The following is a 14,493-nucleotide window of genomic DNA, read 5'->3' on the forward strand; positions in this document are numbered from 1 at the left end:
AGGCCGGGGCCAGATATGAACCCCACGCTGCCACCCTGGGCGGCGTACGCGTCGGGTTCCGGCCGACCAAGTGAACCAACCCTTGCCCCTCGGTGAACTCTGAGCGACGAGTGTTCGGATACGCCCTCGGATGGCTGGGAGACTCCTCCCGGACCCGCATAACCTTGACGTATGGACGTGAACGCGGCAGTCGCCGCAGCTGCGGCGATCGGCGGTGCTTGTACCGGCGTGGTTGCCATGCTTGCGTTCCGCTGGAGCGAGCGCGACCAGAAGAAGCCGACGCGCACCTCCCTGCGGCCCGACAGCAACGCCCCCCTGCCCCCGGGGGTTGACACGGTCCTGTCCGTGCTCAGCTCCTCCGCGGTCGTGCTCGACGAGAGCGACAGCGTGGTCAAGGCCAGCTCCGCCGCCTATGCGCTGGGACTGGTCAGGGGCGGGCGGCTCGCCGTCGAGGCGATGCTGACCATGGCCCGGGACACCCGTCGTGACGGTGAGATACGCCAGGTCGAACTGGACCTTCCCCGGCGCGGTACGGGGCGGGGCGAGGCCCTCGCGGTCTCCGCCCGGGTCGCCCCGCTGGGCTCCCGGCTGGTGCTCCTGCTGGTCGAGGACCTCACCGAGGCCCGCCGTATCGAAGCGGTACGGCGTGACTTCGTCGCCAACGTCAGCCATGAGCTCAAGACCCCGGTCGGCGCGCTCTCGCTGCTCTCCGAGGCCGTGATGGACGCCTCCGACGACCCGGAGGCGGTGGAGCGGTTCGCGGGGCGGATGCAGATCGAGGCGACCAGGCTGACCAACCTCGTACAGGAGATCATCGATCTCTCCCGGGTACAGAACGACGACCCGCTGGAGGACGCCGAGCCGGTCCGGGTGGACGAGCTGGTGGCCGAGGCCATCGACCGCTGCCGCCAGCAGGCCGGCTCGAAGCAGATCACCATGGCGTCGGGCGGCACCGCGGAGCTCCGTATCTGGGGCAACCGCGGCCAGCTCGCCGCGGCGCTCGGCAACCTCGTCGAGAACGCCGTCAACTACAGCCCCGCCCGTACCCGAGTGGGCATCGCCGCCAGGCGGCTGTCCGTACCCGGCGGGGACCAGATCGAGATAGCCGTGACCGACCAGGGCATCGGCATCTCGGAGAAGGACCGCGAGCGGGTCTTCGAACGCTTCTACCGCGTCGACCCGGCCCGCTCACGGGCCACCGGTGGCACCGGCCTCGGCCTCGCCATCGTCAAGCACGTGGCCGCCTCGCACGGCGGGGAGGTCACGGTCTGGAGCTCGGAGGGCCAGGGCTCCACCTTCACCCTGCGGCTGCCCGAAGCGGGCTCCGCACGGGACCGCGACCGCAGCCCGGGCGGACCGCTCATCGTCAACGGCGACGAGGGTCCCTACGGACCCGCTCACCCCGACACCCCCGAACCATTTCCTGCCCCGGAGGTCCTTCCGTGACCCGAGTGCTTGTCGTCGAGGATGAGGAATCCTTCAGCGACGCCCTGTCGTACATGCTCCGCAAGGAGGGCTTCGAAGTCGCCATCGCGGCGACGGGCCCGGACGGCCTCGACGAGTTCGAGCGCAACGGCGCCGATCTCGTGCTGCTCGACCTGATGCTGCCGGGCCTGCCCGGTACGGAGGTCTGCCGTCAGCTGCGCAGCCGTTCCAACGTCCCCGTGATCATGGTCACGGCCAAGGACAGTGAGATCGACAAGGTCGTCGGCCTGGAAATAGGTGCCGACGACTACGTCACCAAGCCGTTCTCCTCGCGGGAGCTCGTCGCCCGCATCCGCGCGGTGCTGCGCCGCCGCGGTGAGCCGGAGGAGGCCGCGCCGGCCGCCCTGGAGGCGGGCCCGGTCCGGATGGACGTGGACCGCCACGTCGTCACGGTCTCCGGCGGCAAGGTCGACCTCCCGCTCAAGGAGTTCGACCTGCTGGAGATGCTGCTGCGCAACGCGGGCCGGGTCCTGACCCGCATGCAGCTGATCGACCGGGTCTGGGGCGCGGACTACGTGGGCGACACCAAGACCCTCGACGTCCATGTCAAGCGCCTGCGCGCCAAGATCGAGCCCGACCCGGGCGCGCCGCGCTTCCTGGTGACGGTGCGGGGCCTGGGGTACAAGTTCGAGCCGTAGGCCGGCCCGTACACGACGGCGGAGGGCGCCCCCCCCGAAAGGGAAGGCGCCCTCCGCCGTTCACGTGCTTGGGTACGTGCGTGACCCGCGTAGGCCAGCCGGTCAGCCGGTCTGCGCCGAGGCGGACGCGGCGTCGGTCGGGGTGACCGCCTCGTCCGTGGAACCGGAACCGGACTCGGCCCCGGGCTCGCCCGGCGTCCCCGGGGTCGCGGAGGCGGAACCGGAGGGCGTGGCGGGCGACGTGGGCGGCGCCACCGGCAGCGAGCTCGGGCCGAAGCCCTCGAAGTAGCTGGTCGCCGGAACGACGAACGCGCCGAGCGGGATCTCCCCCGTCGAGCTGAACTTGAAGACGACGGCCTGCATATTGCCCGCCTGCGCGGCCTCGCGGCCCTTCTCGATCACGGCGGACGCGTTGCCCTTGCCGCCGAGGACCACCTTGCCGCCGGCCGGGACCACGACGGGCCCCGTGCCCCGGGCGGCGTGCAGCTGCACCGCGGCGCTCGTACCCGGCAGGGTGATGGCGTCCAGGGTCTGCTGCTTGGTGCCGTTGTTGAAGAGCGTCGCGGAGACGACGGCAGGGCCCTCGGCGTTACGCTCGGGCTGGGTGATGACGTTCGCGTTCTGGATGCTGATGTCACCGGAGGTGGCGGCAGCACTGTCCGGCCTGACCTTGAGCGACGCTGCGTCATTGCCCGCACCGCACGCGGCGAGCGAGGCGATCGAGAACACGATGGCTGTGGCGGCGAGAGCGCCGTGTCGAAGGCTGCGGCTCACGGCGGCGGCAACTCCTTGTTCGGACTGCGGACGGGAGGGGCGAGCGGCGTAAAGCCGCCCTAAGGGTGTGTCAGCGGCCTTAGGCTACCGAGCCGCCCCGCCCGCCCCGCACCCGACCCGCCCCTACGCGCTCCTTCGTGCTCCGGCACTCCCGGGGGCCGGTGCCGTTCGGGACCCGCCCCGGGGCCGGGGTTCCCGGAACGGAGCACCGCCGAACCACCCGAAACCATCGACACGTGCCGTTCGCATATCGCGGGTGATCAATTTATGGAGCACGTCATGGAGCGTGGCGCATTCCGTTCGTATTAACCGATCGCATCGGGGTGCTGATCAATATCCATTGATCAACCACACATGTGTCCGAGCGGGTGATCGATCTCCGAACGGAGTACGTAAAGTTCATCATCCTGAACCAGGCAAAACGGGACGTTCAACCACTTCGGGGCGGGGTTCCGGTGTGTGTGACGTGCGTGTTTCGCCTCGCCCGTACAGCCGCTCCGACCTGCGAATACCGTCCCCCGTGAGCCTTCCGCAGCACGTACGTGTTGCTGTTGTCAAGCCCCGAGATATGCCCTGACCTGCGAAAACGCCATTCAGGAGAAGCTGTTCTCGTGTTACTCTTGATAGCCACGGAAGGGGTACCTGTCACATGACGTTCAAGGTTGGCGACACCGTGGTCTATCCCCATCACGGGGCCGCGCTGATCGAGGCTATCGAAACTCGCCAGATCAAAGGCGTGGACAAGACCTACTTGGTGCTCAAGGTCGCCCAGGGCGACTTGACGGTTCGTGTGCCGGCGGACAATGCGGAGTTCGTGGGTGTACGCGATGTGGTCGGGCAGGAGGGGCTGGACCGGGTCTTCGAAGTGCTGCGCGCACCGTATGCCGAAGAGCCGACGAACTGGTCCCGGCGCTACAAGGCAAATCTGGAGAAGCTCGCCTCCGGCGATGTCATCAAGGTCGCCGAAGTGGTTCGCGACCTGTGGCGTCGTGAGCGCGAGCGCGGACTCTCCGCAGGTGAGAAGCGGATGCTCGCCAAGGCTCGGCAGATTCTGGTGAGCGAGCTCGCTCTCGCGGAGAACACGAACGAGGACAAGGCCGAGGCTCTGCTCGACGAGGTACTCGCGTCCTGAACCGGCTCACGCCGACCCTAAATAATGTGCCGCGGTGCCCGCTGACAACCGTATTCACGGGATGTCGTCGGGCGCTGCGGCATGTTTGGATTCGGCCACGGTATGGCCGGATTTCGCCCCGACTCACCGATGCGTTGGCTTCATCGGTAATCCCCCGGATACGTTGCTCGCGATCTTGCGCAGCCGACCCCGAGCGGCCGGTGCGGCGTGTCCGTCGTCGACCGGGTGTCACGGAAAGGGCCCGGTCGAGTCAAGGCGTGGCGCCCGGCTCGCTTGTGGCCATACCCATGTCGGCCGTGGAAACAAACATGCCGAAGCTTCGGAGTGCAACCGATGTCTGATCAATCGCGTCCGTACCGCACAGCCGCCGTGATCCCCGCGGCCGGCCGCGGCGTGCGGCTCGGCCCGGGCGCCCCCAAGGCGCTCCGTGCGCTGGGCGGGACGCCCATGCTCATCCATGCGGTACGGGCCATGGCCGCGTCCCGTGCCGTCTCCCTGGTCGTCGTCGTGGCGCCGCCGGACGGCGCCCCCGAGGTCAAGAACCTGCTCGACGAGCACGCCCTGCCCGAGCGCACCGACTATCTCGTGGTGCCCGGTGGTGAGACCCGTCAGGAGTCGGTGCGGCTCGGCCTCGACGCCCTGCCCGAGGGCATCACCACCGTCCTCGTCCACGACGCGGCGCGCCCGCTGGTCCCCGTCGACACCGTGGACGCGGTGATCGAGGCGGTACGGGACGGCATGCCCGCCGTCGTGCCCGCGCTGCCGCTTGCCGACACCGTCAAGGAGGTCGAGCCGGGGGCGCCGGGGGAGCCGGAGCCGGTGCTCGGCACGCCCGTGCGGGCAAGGCTGCGCGCCGTACAGACCCCGCAGGGCTTCGACCGCGACACGCTGGTGCGCGCGCACGAGACCGTCGCGGTCGGCGGCGAGGGCGCCACGGACGACGCGGGCATGGTGGAGCGGCTCGGGGCGCCGGTCGTGGTCGTACCCGGGCACGAAGAGGCGTTCAAGGTGACCCGGCCGCTGGATCTGGTGCTGGCCGAGGCGGTACTCGCACGCAGGAGGGCGAACGATGGCTTCTGAGGAACGGACCGGGCCCGTGATCCCGCTCGTCGGGATCGGCACGGACATCCACGCCTTCGAAGAGGGCCGCGAACTGTGGTGCGCGGGGCTGCTGTGGGAGGGCGAGGGCCCCGGTCTGGCCGGGCACTCCGACGCCGATGTCGTCGCGCACGCCGCGTGCAACGCGCTCTTCTCCGCCGCCGGGCTCGGCGACCTCGGGCAGCACTTCGGCACCGGGCGGCCCGAGTGGTCCGGTGCCGCCGGGGTCACCCTGCTGACCGAGGCGGCGCGGATCGTGCGGGCCGAGGGCTTCGAGATCGGCAATGTCGCCGTGCAGGTGGTCGGCGTACGGCCGAAGATCGGCAAGCGGCGCGACGAGGCGCAGCGGGTGCTGTCGGCCGCCGTGGGCGCGCCCGTCTCGCTCTCCGCCGCCACCTCCGACGGCCTCGGCTTCACCGGACGGGCCGAGGGCCTCGCCGGGATCGCGACCGCACTGGTCTACCGCACCGGCTGACCGCCGCGCTGCCGCTGCCGCTGCCGTGCCCACGCCCCGACGCCGTCGCCCCGCGCTGCCGCGGACCGCGAAGAACGTGACGGGGGGCAGGAACGGGAAGCGGAAGCCGCGACGCGGGGTTGGGGTACGGGTAGGAGCACCACCGATGCCAACTGGAGGACGTACGCCATGACCGCCGCACTCTCCGCAGAACTCAAGGCGCTTCTCGACACGCCCGTCTTCGTCACCGTCGCCACCATCCAGCCCGACGGCTCCCCGCAGGTCTCCCCGGTATGGGTGAAGCGGGACGGCGACGACCTGCTCATCTCGACGACGGTCGGCCGCCGTAAGGAGCAGAACCTGAGCCGCGACCCGCGCGTCTCCGTCGTCGTGCAGCCCTTCGACGCCCCGTACACGTACGCCGAGATCCGCGGCACCGCCACGCTCACCACCGAGGGCGGCCAGGCGCTCATCGACGAGCTGTCCGTGAAGTACACCGGCAAGAAGTACGCGGAATTCAATCCCACGGCCGGTGACGACGACGAGCGCGTCGTCGTCCGCATCACGCCCCGCAAGGTCGTCGGACGCATCTAGGAAGGTGCTCGGCGTCCCCGAACTTTTCCCCGCGATCCCCAAGGGGTCGCGGGGCACTGGTGCGCGCCCACTACCCTTGAGACGTGACTATTCGCCTGTACGACACCAGCGCCCGGCAGATCCGTGATTTCGTCCCGCTCACAGCGGGCTGTGTCTCGATCTACCTCTGTGGCGCTACCGTCCAGGCCGCCCCGCACATCGGGCACATCCGGTCCGGGCTGAACTTCGACATCATGCGCCGCTGGTTCGAGTACCGCGGCTACGACGTCACGTTCGTCCGGAACGTCACCGACATCGACGACAAGATCATCGCGAAGTCGGCCGAGCAGGGCCGCCCGTGGTGGGCCATCGGGTACGAGAACGAGCGCGCGTTCAACGCCGGATACGACGCACTCGGCTGCCTCCCGGTCACCTACGAACCGCGCGCGACCGGCCATATCCCCGAGATGATCGAGATGATGCGCGGCCTGATCGAACGCGGTCACGCCTACGCCGCCGACGGCAACGTCTACTTCGACGTGCGCTCCTTCCCCGGCTACCTGGAGCTCTCCAACCAGGACCTGGACGATCTGCGCCAGCCGTCCGGTGAGGGCGAGACCGGCAAGCGCGATCAGCGCGACTTCGCGATGTGGAAGGCGACCAAGCCCGGCGAGCCCAGCTGGGAGACCCCGTGGGGCCGCGGCCGGCCCGGCTGGCACCTGGAGTGCTCCGCCATGGCCCACAAGTACCTCGGCACCGCCTTCGACATCCACGGCGGCGGCATCGACCTGATCTTCCCGCACCACGAGAACGAGATCGCCCAGGCCAAGGCGTACGGCGACGAGTTCGCCAAGTACTGGGTGCACAACGGCTGGGTCACCATGTCCGGCGAGAAGATGTCGAAGTCGCTCGGCAACTCCGTGCTGGTCGGCGAGATGGTCAAGCACTGGCGTCCGGTCGTGCTGCGCTACTACCTCGGCACCCCGCACTACCGGTCGATGATCGAGTACAGCGAGGAGGCCCTGCGCGAGGCCGAGTCCGCGTTCGCGCGGATCGAGGGCTTCGTGCAGCGCGTCACCGAGAAGGCGGGCGAGACGGTCGAGCCCGCCACCGAGGTGCCGCCCGCGTTCGCCGAGGCGATGGACGACGACCTGGGCGTCCCGCAGGCGCTCGCGATCGTCCACACCACGGTCCGCCAGGGCAACTCCGCGCTTGCCGCCGACGACAAGGAAGCCGCCGTCGCCCGGCTCGCGGAGGTCCGTGCGATGCTCGGCGTCCTCGGCCTCGACCCGCTCGACGAGCACTGGGCGGGCGAGAGCGACCGCGGCGACGATCTGCACGGCGTCGTCGACACGCTCGTACGCCTCGTTCTGGACCAGCGGCAGTCGGCCCGCGAACGCAAGGACTGGCCCGCCGCCGACGCCATCCGCGACCAGCTCAACCAGTCCGGGCTCGTCATCGAGGACAGCCCGGCCGGACCACGGTGGACACTCGGCCCGCGCCAGTAGTCCCCCCATGTGCCGCCCGGCGATCCGGGCGGCACACTTCACTTATACGTACACACGTCTGAGAAGCAACGAAACAGGTAGGTCATGGCCGGGAACAGCCAGCGCAGGAACCGCCGCACGTCCAACAAGAAGGGCGCGCAGGTCGGCAGCGGTGGGCAGCGACGCCGTGGCCTCGAAGGCAAGGGCCCGACGCCGCCCGCCTCCGCCCGCAAGGGACACAAGAAGAACCGCGTCGCCAACGCCCAGGCCAAGCAGGCCGCGGCCCGCCGCCCCGCCCCCCGGCGTGGCGGCGCCAAGGGCACGTCCGAGATGGTCGTCGGCCGCAACCCGGTCTACGAGGCCCTGCGCGACGGTGTCCCGGCGACGACCCTGTACGTCCAGCAGTACATCGACAACGACGAGCGGGTCCGCGAGGCGCTGCAGCTCGCCGGTGAGCGCGGCAACATCAACCTGATGGAGGCCCCGCGCCCCGAGCTGGACCGGATGACGAACGGCCTGAACCACCAGGGCCTCGTCCTTCAGGTCCCGCCGTACGAGTACGCGCACCCGGAGGACCTCACCGCCGCCGCGTACGACAAGGGAGAGGACCCCCTGATCGTCGCCCTCGACGGCGTCACCGACCCGCGCAACCTGGGCGCGATCGTACGCTCCGTCTCCGCGTTCGGCGGCCACGGCGTGGTCGTGCCGGAGCGGCGCGCGGCCGGAATGACGGCGGGCGCCTGGAAGTCCTCCGCGGGCACGGCCGCCCGCACGCCGGTCTCCCGGGTGACGAATCTGACCCGCGCCCTGGAGGGCTACCAGAAGGCCGGCATCACCGTCGTCGGCCTCGCCGCGGACGGCGAGCACACCGTCGAGGACCTGGAGGCACTCGCCGGTCCCGTCGTCATCGTCATCGGCAGCGAGGGCAAGGGCCTCGGCCGCCTCGTCGGCGAGACCTGCGACTACCGGGTCCGCATCTCGATGCCGGGCGGCGCGGAGTCGCTGAACGCGGGTGTCGCGGCCGGGATCGTCCTCTACGAGGTCGCCCGGCGCCGGGCCTGACGTACACCCGGACGGGGGGCGGCCGACCGGGGCGCCCCCTGCCGGAGGCCATTGACGGGCCTCGGACACTTCGGGCCCGTCAAGGCAGTGTCCTAAACACACATCACACGGTTAGATGAGTGTGGACACCAGAACGCCTCGGTTCGACGAACAACCCGCCCTGAGCATGACCAAGGTGGACTGCGACCCCGCGCAGGTCATCGTCAACCACGCCAGCTTCCGGGTGCGGCTCGCCCCCGGCCAGCGCGCGCGGCTGCGCGGTCCGGCCTCCGGTGTGCCCCGGATCCCCGCCATGAGCGGCGGCACCGGAGCGGCGCGCGGCAGGCGCTCGCCCGTCGTGTGGAGCGGCAGGTCCGCCCCCGGCGACCCCGGCGCCACGGGACTCCTGCAGGCCGTACGGAACTCCACCGCGGGCCGCCCGGCCACCGCGTACGACTCCTACGGCCCCTATGCGCCCCAACCCGCCCACACGGGACACGAGTTCGACGGCGGGTTCGGCACGGGCGGCACCCAGGTCATCGAGCGCCTCGAAGAGACCCGGCCCAACCCCGTCATCACCGCGCCCCGCCGGCCGGGCCGCCGCGGCAACGGCCCCCTGCTGCCGCCCATGCGCCGGGCGGTCGGCGCCTACGACCCCGTCGACACCGGACCGTACGGCCGGGGCGCCTACGACCGGGACGACGAGGACGACTACGACGGCGGCGCCGAGGCCCGGGGCCCGCGCCACGGCAACGACTCCGTGCGGCACGCGTACTACCCCGACCGCCGGATGAACCTCGGCGTCGTGCTGCTGCCCCTGCGGGTCTTCCTCGGCTTCATCTCGATCTACGCCGGCATGGGCAAGCTGTGCGACCCCGTCTACTTCGACGGCGGCGAGCGCGGCTCGATGGTCAAGTGGCTGACCTCGCTGCACCCCTGGGCACTGGCCGAGCCGCTGCGCGACTTCGCGCTCTCGCACCCCGTCGGCGCCGGGCTGACCGTCGCCTTCCTCCAGGTCGTCGTCGGCGTCCTCACCGTCCTCGGCCTCTGGCAGCGGGTCGCCGCCTCCTTCGGCACCCTCCTCTCCGCCGCCCTGCTGGTCACCGTCAGCTGGCGCACCGTCGCCGCCTACGACGCGCCGGACATCATCTACCTCGCCGCCTGGAGCCCGCTGATCATCGCGGGCGCCCCCGTCTACTCCGTCGACGGACGTCTCGCCGGTGAGGCATGGCGCAGGCTCGGCCCGCGCTCGGCGATCTGGGACCTGCGCCGCCGGGTGCTCCGGCGGGGCGCCGTCGTCGCCACCGTCGTCGTCGGCCTCACCCTGCTCGTGGGCTCCATGCTCGGTGGCGCGGTCCGCTCCTCCGAGGTCGTCACCGTGCCCGGCCCGAACGGCAACCCGACCAACCAACTGCCTGGTTCCCCGCTCCCGCAGGAGTCCCGCAGCGACCGGGCCTCCCACGCGCCCGCCGGGCAGCGTCCCGCGCCCTCCCGCAGCGGTGCCGCCGGCTCCCCCTCCGCCAAGGAGGTCACGCCCGCCGCGGGCTCCGTCCGCGAGTCGGGCCAGGCGGGGGCCGGCGCGGGACAGCCCAGCCAGACCCAGGGCACCGTCCAGCAGCCCCCGCAGCACACGACTCCGCAGCAGCCCCCGTCCTCCAGCAGCTCCGGCCCCAGCTCCTCCGGCTCCACCGGCACCGGCGGCGGCTCCACGGGCGGCGGCGGTCCGGACAACGGCGGCGGCTCCTCCGGCGGTTCCTCCGGCGGGACCTCCGGCGGTTCCTCCGGCGGCGGGCAGAACCCCATCGGCGGCCTGCTCGGCTGAGCCGCCTGCTCGGCTGAGCCGCCGGGTCGGCACACGACGAAGGGGCGGTCACCGGACACGTATCCGGTGACCGCCCCTTCGTCGCGTGCGTCTGCCGGGGCTCTCGCTACTGCAACTGCCCGACTGCTACTTCTCCTGCCCGGCGAGCTCCTTGGCGGCCTCGGTCAGGTCCTTCGCCGTGTCGATCGCCCGCCAGTACGCCCCGTGCGGCAACGGGTACCCGGCCAGCCTGCGCTCGCGGGCCAGTCGCGGGAACGTCGTCCGCTCGTGGTCGCCCCGGTCCGGCAGCAGCGTCGTGAACGTCGGCGAGAAGACGTACACACCGGCGTTGATCAGATACGGGGACGGCGGCGACTCGATGAAGTCGGTGATGTGCCCGAACGCGTCCGTCTCCACGGCACCCCACGGGATCCGGGGACGGGCCAGGGCCAGGGTGGCGGTGGCATCCCGCTCGGCGTGGAACGCGGCCATCTCGCGCAGCGAGAAGCGCGTCCAGATGTCGCCGTTGGTGGCGTACCAGGGCTCGCCCGGATCGGGCAGCCGGGCGGCGGCGTACTTCAGCCCGCCACCGCGGCCCAGGGGCTCGGACTCCACGACGGTCGTCACGCGCAGCGGGAGCACCGCCGAGGCCAGCCACTCCTGCAGCACCTCGGCCAGATGACCGCACGACACCACGGCGTCGGTCACGCCCTCGGCGGCCAGCCAGGAAAGCTGATGGCCGATGATCGGAGTCCCGGTGCCCGGGATCTCGACCATCGGCTTGGGGCGGTCGTCGGTGTACGGGCGCAGCCGTGATCCCTGGCCACCTGCCAGGACCACGGCCTGCGTCGGATACGTATGCATACCAGGCACGATATGCCGTGCCCGGCCCGGCCGGTCAGCTGAACTGTGCGACGCCCGAGGCGAACGACGTGTCGCAGACGGGACGCGAGAACCGGTGGGCGCGCGTCGGACCGTACTGCTCGACCGCCGCACGGCCCAGCGCCCTCGCGATCGACATGCAGTGCCGGGCGAGCGAGGGACGGGCCTCGACGGAACGCTGCAGGTTCGTCAGCGCGACACCCGGGTCCTTCGCCCGGAGCTCCAGCAGCAGCCGGTCCCGCAGGACGTCCTGCGGGGTGCGTGCCTTGGCGCGCTCCGATACGTCCTGAGCCGACGCGGTCAGGACCCGGGACTCGGAGTTGTGCGCTGCCCACGGCACGCTGGTGACGGCGAGGGTCCCGGAGAGGACCATCACGACGGGCAGTACGAAAGCGAGGGATCGGCCGATGCGGCGAGCGGTGTGGGTCACGCAGCGAGCGTAGCGGGCAGTGATGATATGGCGACATTCCGTCACCCTTGCGGGGGATGGTTCGAGAGTGCTTTTCGAATCGCGTGTTGACGGACCGCGATGAAATGCCCGGTGTGCCGGGGAATCCGGCGCCGTGCGGATTCAAACCCGGACACGCCGTGCCACGCGCGAACGGCCCCGCACGAAGAACGTGCGGGGCCGCTGCGATGCGCGATGCGTGTGCACGCGGGGTGTGGGACGTCAGTCGGTGAGACGCTCGCCCGTCGAGGTGGAGAAGACGTGCAGCTCGTCCGGACGCGGCACGACGTGCAGCTTGGTGCCCTTCTCCGGAACGGCGCGGCCGCCGACGCGGACGACCAGGTCCTTGTCCTCGCTGCCGACCCGCGCGGAGCCGTAGACGAAGCCGTCGGCGCCGAGCTCCTCGACGACGTTGACCGAGACGGCCAGACCGGCCGGGGCGTCGGCGCTGTCCTTCGAGAGGGACTTCGCGGCGGCGCCGCCGTGCTCGACGATGTCGAAGTGCTCGGGGCGGATGCCGACCGTGACGGTCGTGTCGCCCTTTTCCGCGGCGGCGGAGAGCGCCTCGCGGGAGACCGGGACGACGCTGTTGCCGAACTTCACGCCACCGTCGGCGATCGGGACCTCGATCAGGTTCATGGCCGGGGAGCCGATGAAGCCGGCCACGAAGAGGTTCGCCGGCTTGTCGTACATGTTGCGCGGCGAGTCGACCTGCTGGAGCAGACCGTCCTTGAGGACCGCGACACGGTCACCCATGGTCAGGGCCTCGACCTGGTCGTGCGTGACGTACACGGTCGTGATGCCCAGACGGCGCTGGAGCGAGGCGATCTGCGTACGGGTGGAGACACGCAGCTTGGCGTCGAGGTTCGACAGCGGCTCGTCCATGAGGAAGACCTGCGGCTCACGCACGATGGCACGGCCCATCGCGACACGCTGACGCTGGCCACCGGAGAGCGCCTTCGGCTTGCGGTCCAGGTACTCGGTGAGGTCCAGCATCTTGGCGGCCTCTTCGACCTTCGCCCGGATCTCCGTCTTGTTCACGCCGGCGATCTTGAGCGCGAAGCCCATGTTGTCCGCGACGGTCATGTGCGGGTAGAGCGCGTAGTTCTGGAACACCATGGCGATGTCCCGGTCCTTCGGGGGCAGGTGCGTGACGTCGCGGTCACCGATGCGGATCGCGCCGCCGTTGACGTCCTCAAGACCCGCGAGCATGCGCAGGGAGGTCGACTTGCCGCAACCGGAAGGACCGACGAGGACGAGGAACTCACCGTCCGCGATGTCGATCTCGAGCTGGTCCACGGCCGGCTTGGTGGAGCCGGGGTAGACGCGGGACGCCTTGTCGAACGTGACACTGGCCATGCTGAATCTTCTCCTCCACCGGCAGGAACGTGCCGGACGATCCGAGTAAGGGAGTGGTCTGGTCCACTTGGGTGAACCTTCAGCGACGCTACCTGGCCATGTGAAATCTGTCAGTAGTTCGAGGGACGCGAAATCTCCTATCCGTATCGGTGAACTGGCAGAGCACCGCACTTTTGACCCTGCGCCCTGGGCAGAGCACCGGATTTTGGCCCGATGCCCACACGTGGCACTTCCTGCTTCAACGCCCACCGCCGCCCCGACACACCCCTGAGAGGCGCGCCCGACCGGTCTTACATGGGCTCCACAGGCATGACGGCCGACGGCCCGTCGGTCCGAACCACCTCTCACGCAGCCAGCAGTACCTCTGCCAGCTCCGACGCCTTGATCAACGGCAGCGGCACCCGCCCTGGTGGCAACGCCGAAGCCACCAGCGCGTGAAGGCCCCGTCCAAATGCCGCAACGACTGCTGCAACACCGTCGACGACACGTCTCGCAACCACGATGTCTCCGGCGCCTGCCGCCGGCCCGTCAACGCCCGACACGACTCCGCGAACCCGACCGACACCCGATGCCGCTCCCAGGCGCCCGCCCGCAGCGCCAGACCCTCGTTGTAGACCCAGCGACAGGCCCCGAAGGTCTTCCCCAACTGCTCGGCCTGCGACGGAGTCGGATAGAAGCGGTAGCGATACACCCGCTGCTGCGTGCCGGGCTCCTTGGCCCGGCTCTTCATCGCGGTCGACGCCCGACCGTGGTGCTTCTTACGGTCGGCAATGCCGAGGGCCTCGCGCTTGATGCGCTTGGCCTCGTCGCCCGTTACTCGTATCGGCTCTTCCGCAGCGTTTGTCATGGCTTCCCCCAACCCGACTGTCCGATATGCGGAACAGTGCGTCAGTCCTCTTAACGCACGGGTGCTCGGATGGTCACGGTGTCAGCGGAACTTCGTGGATCGGAGCGTGAGCCGCTGTGTAGAGTGAGGGCACCTGCGCGCGCGGCTTTGGCGTGCGCGGTGCCGCCTTAGCTCAGTTGGCAGAGCGGTTGCCTTGTAAGCTCCAGGTCGTCGGTTCGATTCCGACAGGCGGCTCAAAATCCCAGGTCAGCGCCTTGCTGGCCTGGGATTTTTTTTGCCTCTGGTCGAGGCGCTCGCCCCTCCGGTTGCTCTCGCGGTGCTGCTCTGCGCTCTTGGGACTTCATGGGTGCGACATCCCTCCCCATGCGTGTGGAGACGCTGGGGAGAGGCGGTACACGGGTGGGGGGCCTGCTTGCTCTTCTTGGAGGGCGGGGGTGGTCGGGGTGGCGGGTGCCGTGGTGGTGGTCGTGGGCG

General features: G+C 70.3%; 14 protein-coding genes and 1 tRNA gene. 10 read left to right on the plus strand and 5 right to left on the minus strand.

Annotated features, from left to right (window positions below; genetic code table 11):
• Nucleotides 1–171 precede the first annotated feature (171 nt).
• Together OG936_RS19210 and OG936_RS19215 are read left to right on the plus strand one after the other, a co-directional pair.
• On the plus strand, nucleotides 172–1,446 hold the full coding sequence (locus tag OG936_RS19210; protein ID WP_406496188.1) for a sensor histidine kinase: 1,275 nt from the start codon (nucleotides 172–174) through the stop codon (nucleotides 1,444–1,446).
• Nucleotides 1,443–2,123 (plus strand): response regulator, encoded by a 681-nt coding sequence (locus OG936_RS19215; protein WP_406496190.1) that lies wholly within the window; start codon nucleotides 1,443–1,445, stop codon nucleotides 2,121–2,123. Before OG936_RS19210 ends, OG936_RS19215 begins: the two co-directional genes overlap by 4 nt.
• Before the next feature lie 102 nt (nucleotides 2,124–2,225).
• Here OG936_RS19215 and OG936_RS19220 read toward each other — a convergent pair whose 3' ends face one another.
• Complete coding sequence (locus OG936_RS19220) at nucleotides 2,226–2,897, minus strand: DUF461 domain-containing protein (RefSeq protein ID WP_406496191.1); 672 nt, start codon at nucleotides 2,895–2,897, stop codon at nucleotides 2,226–2,228.
• Nucleotides 2,898–3,546: 649 nt separating this feature from the next.
• On the opposite strand from OG936_RS19220, the gene OG936_RS19225 reads away from it, so the two are divergent.
• The 7 genes from OG936_RS19225 to OG936_RS19255 all read left to right on the plus strand — a co-directional run bounded on the left by OG936_RS19225 (nucleotide 3,547) and on the right by OG936_RS19255 (nucleotide 10,504).
• Nucleotides 3,547–4,029 (plus strand): CarD family transcriptional regulator, encoded by a 483-nt coding sequence (locus tag OG936_RS19225; RefSeq protein ID WP_006380568.1) that lies wholly within the window; start codon nucleotides 3,547–3,549, stop codon nucleotides 4,027–4,029.
• A 333-nt stretch (nucleotides 4,030–4,362) separates the two neighbouring features.
• Complete coding sequence (gene ispD, locus OG936_RS19230; protein WP_406496193.1) at nucleotides 4,363–5,109, plus strand: 2-C-methyl-D-erythritol 4-phosphate cytidylyltransferase; 747 nt, start codon at nucleotides 4,363–4,365, stop codon at nucleotides 5,107–5,109.
• Nucleotides 5,099–5,602 (plus strand): 2-C-methyl-D-erythritol 2,4-cyclodiphosphate synthase, encoded by a 504-nt coding sequence (gene ispF, locus OG936_RS19235; RefSeq protein ID WP_266747625.1) that lies wholly within the window; start codon nucleotides 5,099–5,101, stop codon nucleotides 5,600–5,602. Before ispD ends, ispF begins: the two co-directional genes overlap by 11 nt.
• A gap of 168 nt (nucleotides 5,603–5,770) precedes the next feature.
• On the plus strand, nucleotides 5,771–6,175 hold the full coding sequence (locus OG936_RS19240; protein ID WP_406496195.1) for a PPOX class F420-dependent oxidoreductase: 405 nt from the start codon (nucleotides 5,771–5,773) through the stop codon (nucleotides 6,173–6,175).
• Nucleotides 6,176–6,258: 83 nt separating this feature from the next.
• The gene (gene cysS / locus OG936_RS19245; RefSeq protein ID WP_406496196.1) at nucleotides 6,259–7,662 is read left to right on the plus strand and encodes a cysteine--tRNA ligase; all 1,404 of its coding nucleotides are present in this window, start codon (nucleotides 6,259–6,261) and stop codon (nucleotides 7,660–7,662) included.
• Between the two features lie 84 nt (nucleotides 7,663–7,746).
• Complete coding sequence (rlmB, locus tag OG936_RS19250) at nucleotides 7,747–8,703, plus strand: 23S rRNA (guanosine(2251)-2'-O)-methyltransferase RlmB (protein ID WP_327258946.1); 957 nt, start codon at nucleotides 7,747–7,749, stop codon at nucleotides 8,701–8,703.
• A gap of 115 nt (nucleotides 8,704–8,818) precedes the next feature.
• Entirely contained in the window at nucleotides 8,819–10,504 is a 1,686-nt protein-coding gene (locus OG936_RS19255) for a DoxX family membrane protein (RefSeq protein WP_406496198.1), read from the plus strand.
• Between the two features lie 126 nt (nucleotides 10,505–10,630).
• On the opposite strand, the gene OG936_RS19260 is transcribed toward OG936_RS19255, so the two are convergent.
• The 4 genes from OG936_RS19260 to OG936_RS19275 form a co-directional block, all read right to left on the minus strand.
• Nucleotides 10,631–11,347 carry an NDP-sugar synthase gene (locus OG936_RS19260; RefSeq protein ID WP_383759184.1) on the minus strand — a complete coding sequence of 239 codons (717 nt, stop codon included), beginning with the start codon at nucleotides 11,345–11,347 and terminating at the stop codon, nucleotides 10,631–10,633.
• 34 nt (nucleotides 11,348–11,381) lie between these two features.
• Nucleotides 11,382–11,795: a hypothetical protein gene (locus OG936_RS19265; RefSeq protein WP_406496200.1), complete on the minus strand. Its 414-nt coding sequence runs from the start codon at nucleotides 11,793–11,795 to the stop codon at nucleotides 11,382–11,384.
• Between the two features lie 240 nt (nucleotides 11,796–12,035).
• Nucleotides 12,036–13,172 carry an ABC transporter ATP-binding protein gene (locus tag OG936_RS19270; RefSeq protein ID WP_406496202.1) on the minus strand — a complete coding sequence of 379 codons (1,137 nt, stop codon included), beginning with the start codon at nucleotides 13,170–13,172 and terminating at the stop codon, nucleotides 12,036–12,038.
• 385 nt (nucleotides 13,173–13,557) lie between these two features.
• Complete coding sequence (locus OG936_RS19275) at nucleotides 13,558–14,019, minus strand: helix-turn-helix domain-containing protein (protein WP_406496203.1); 462 nt, start codon at nucleotides 14,017–14,019, stop codon at nucleotides 13,558–13,560.
• Nucleotides 14,020–14,180: 161 nt separating this feature from the next.
• On the opposite strand from OG936_RS19275, the gene OG936_RS19280 reads away from it, so the two are divergent.
• Nucleotides 14,181–14,253 (plus strand) — tRNA-Thr (locus OG936_RS19280).
• Nucleotides 14,254–14,493 lie beyond the last annotated feature (240 nt).

The organism is Streptomyces sp. NBC_00846 (assembly GCF_045207325.1).
GTDB lineage: Bacteria > Actinomycetota > Actinomycetes > Streptomycetales > Streptomycetaceae > Streptomyces.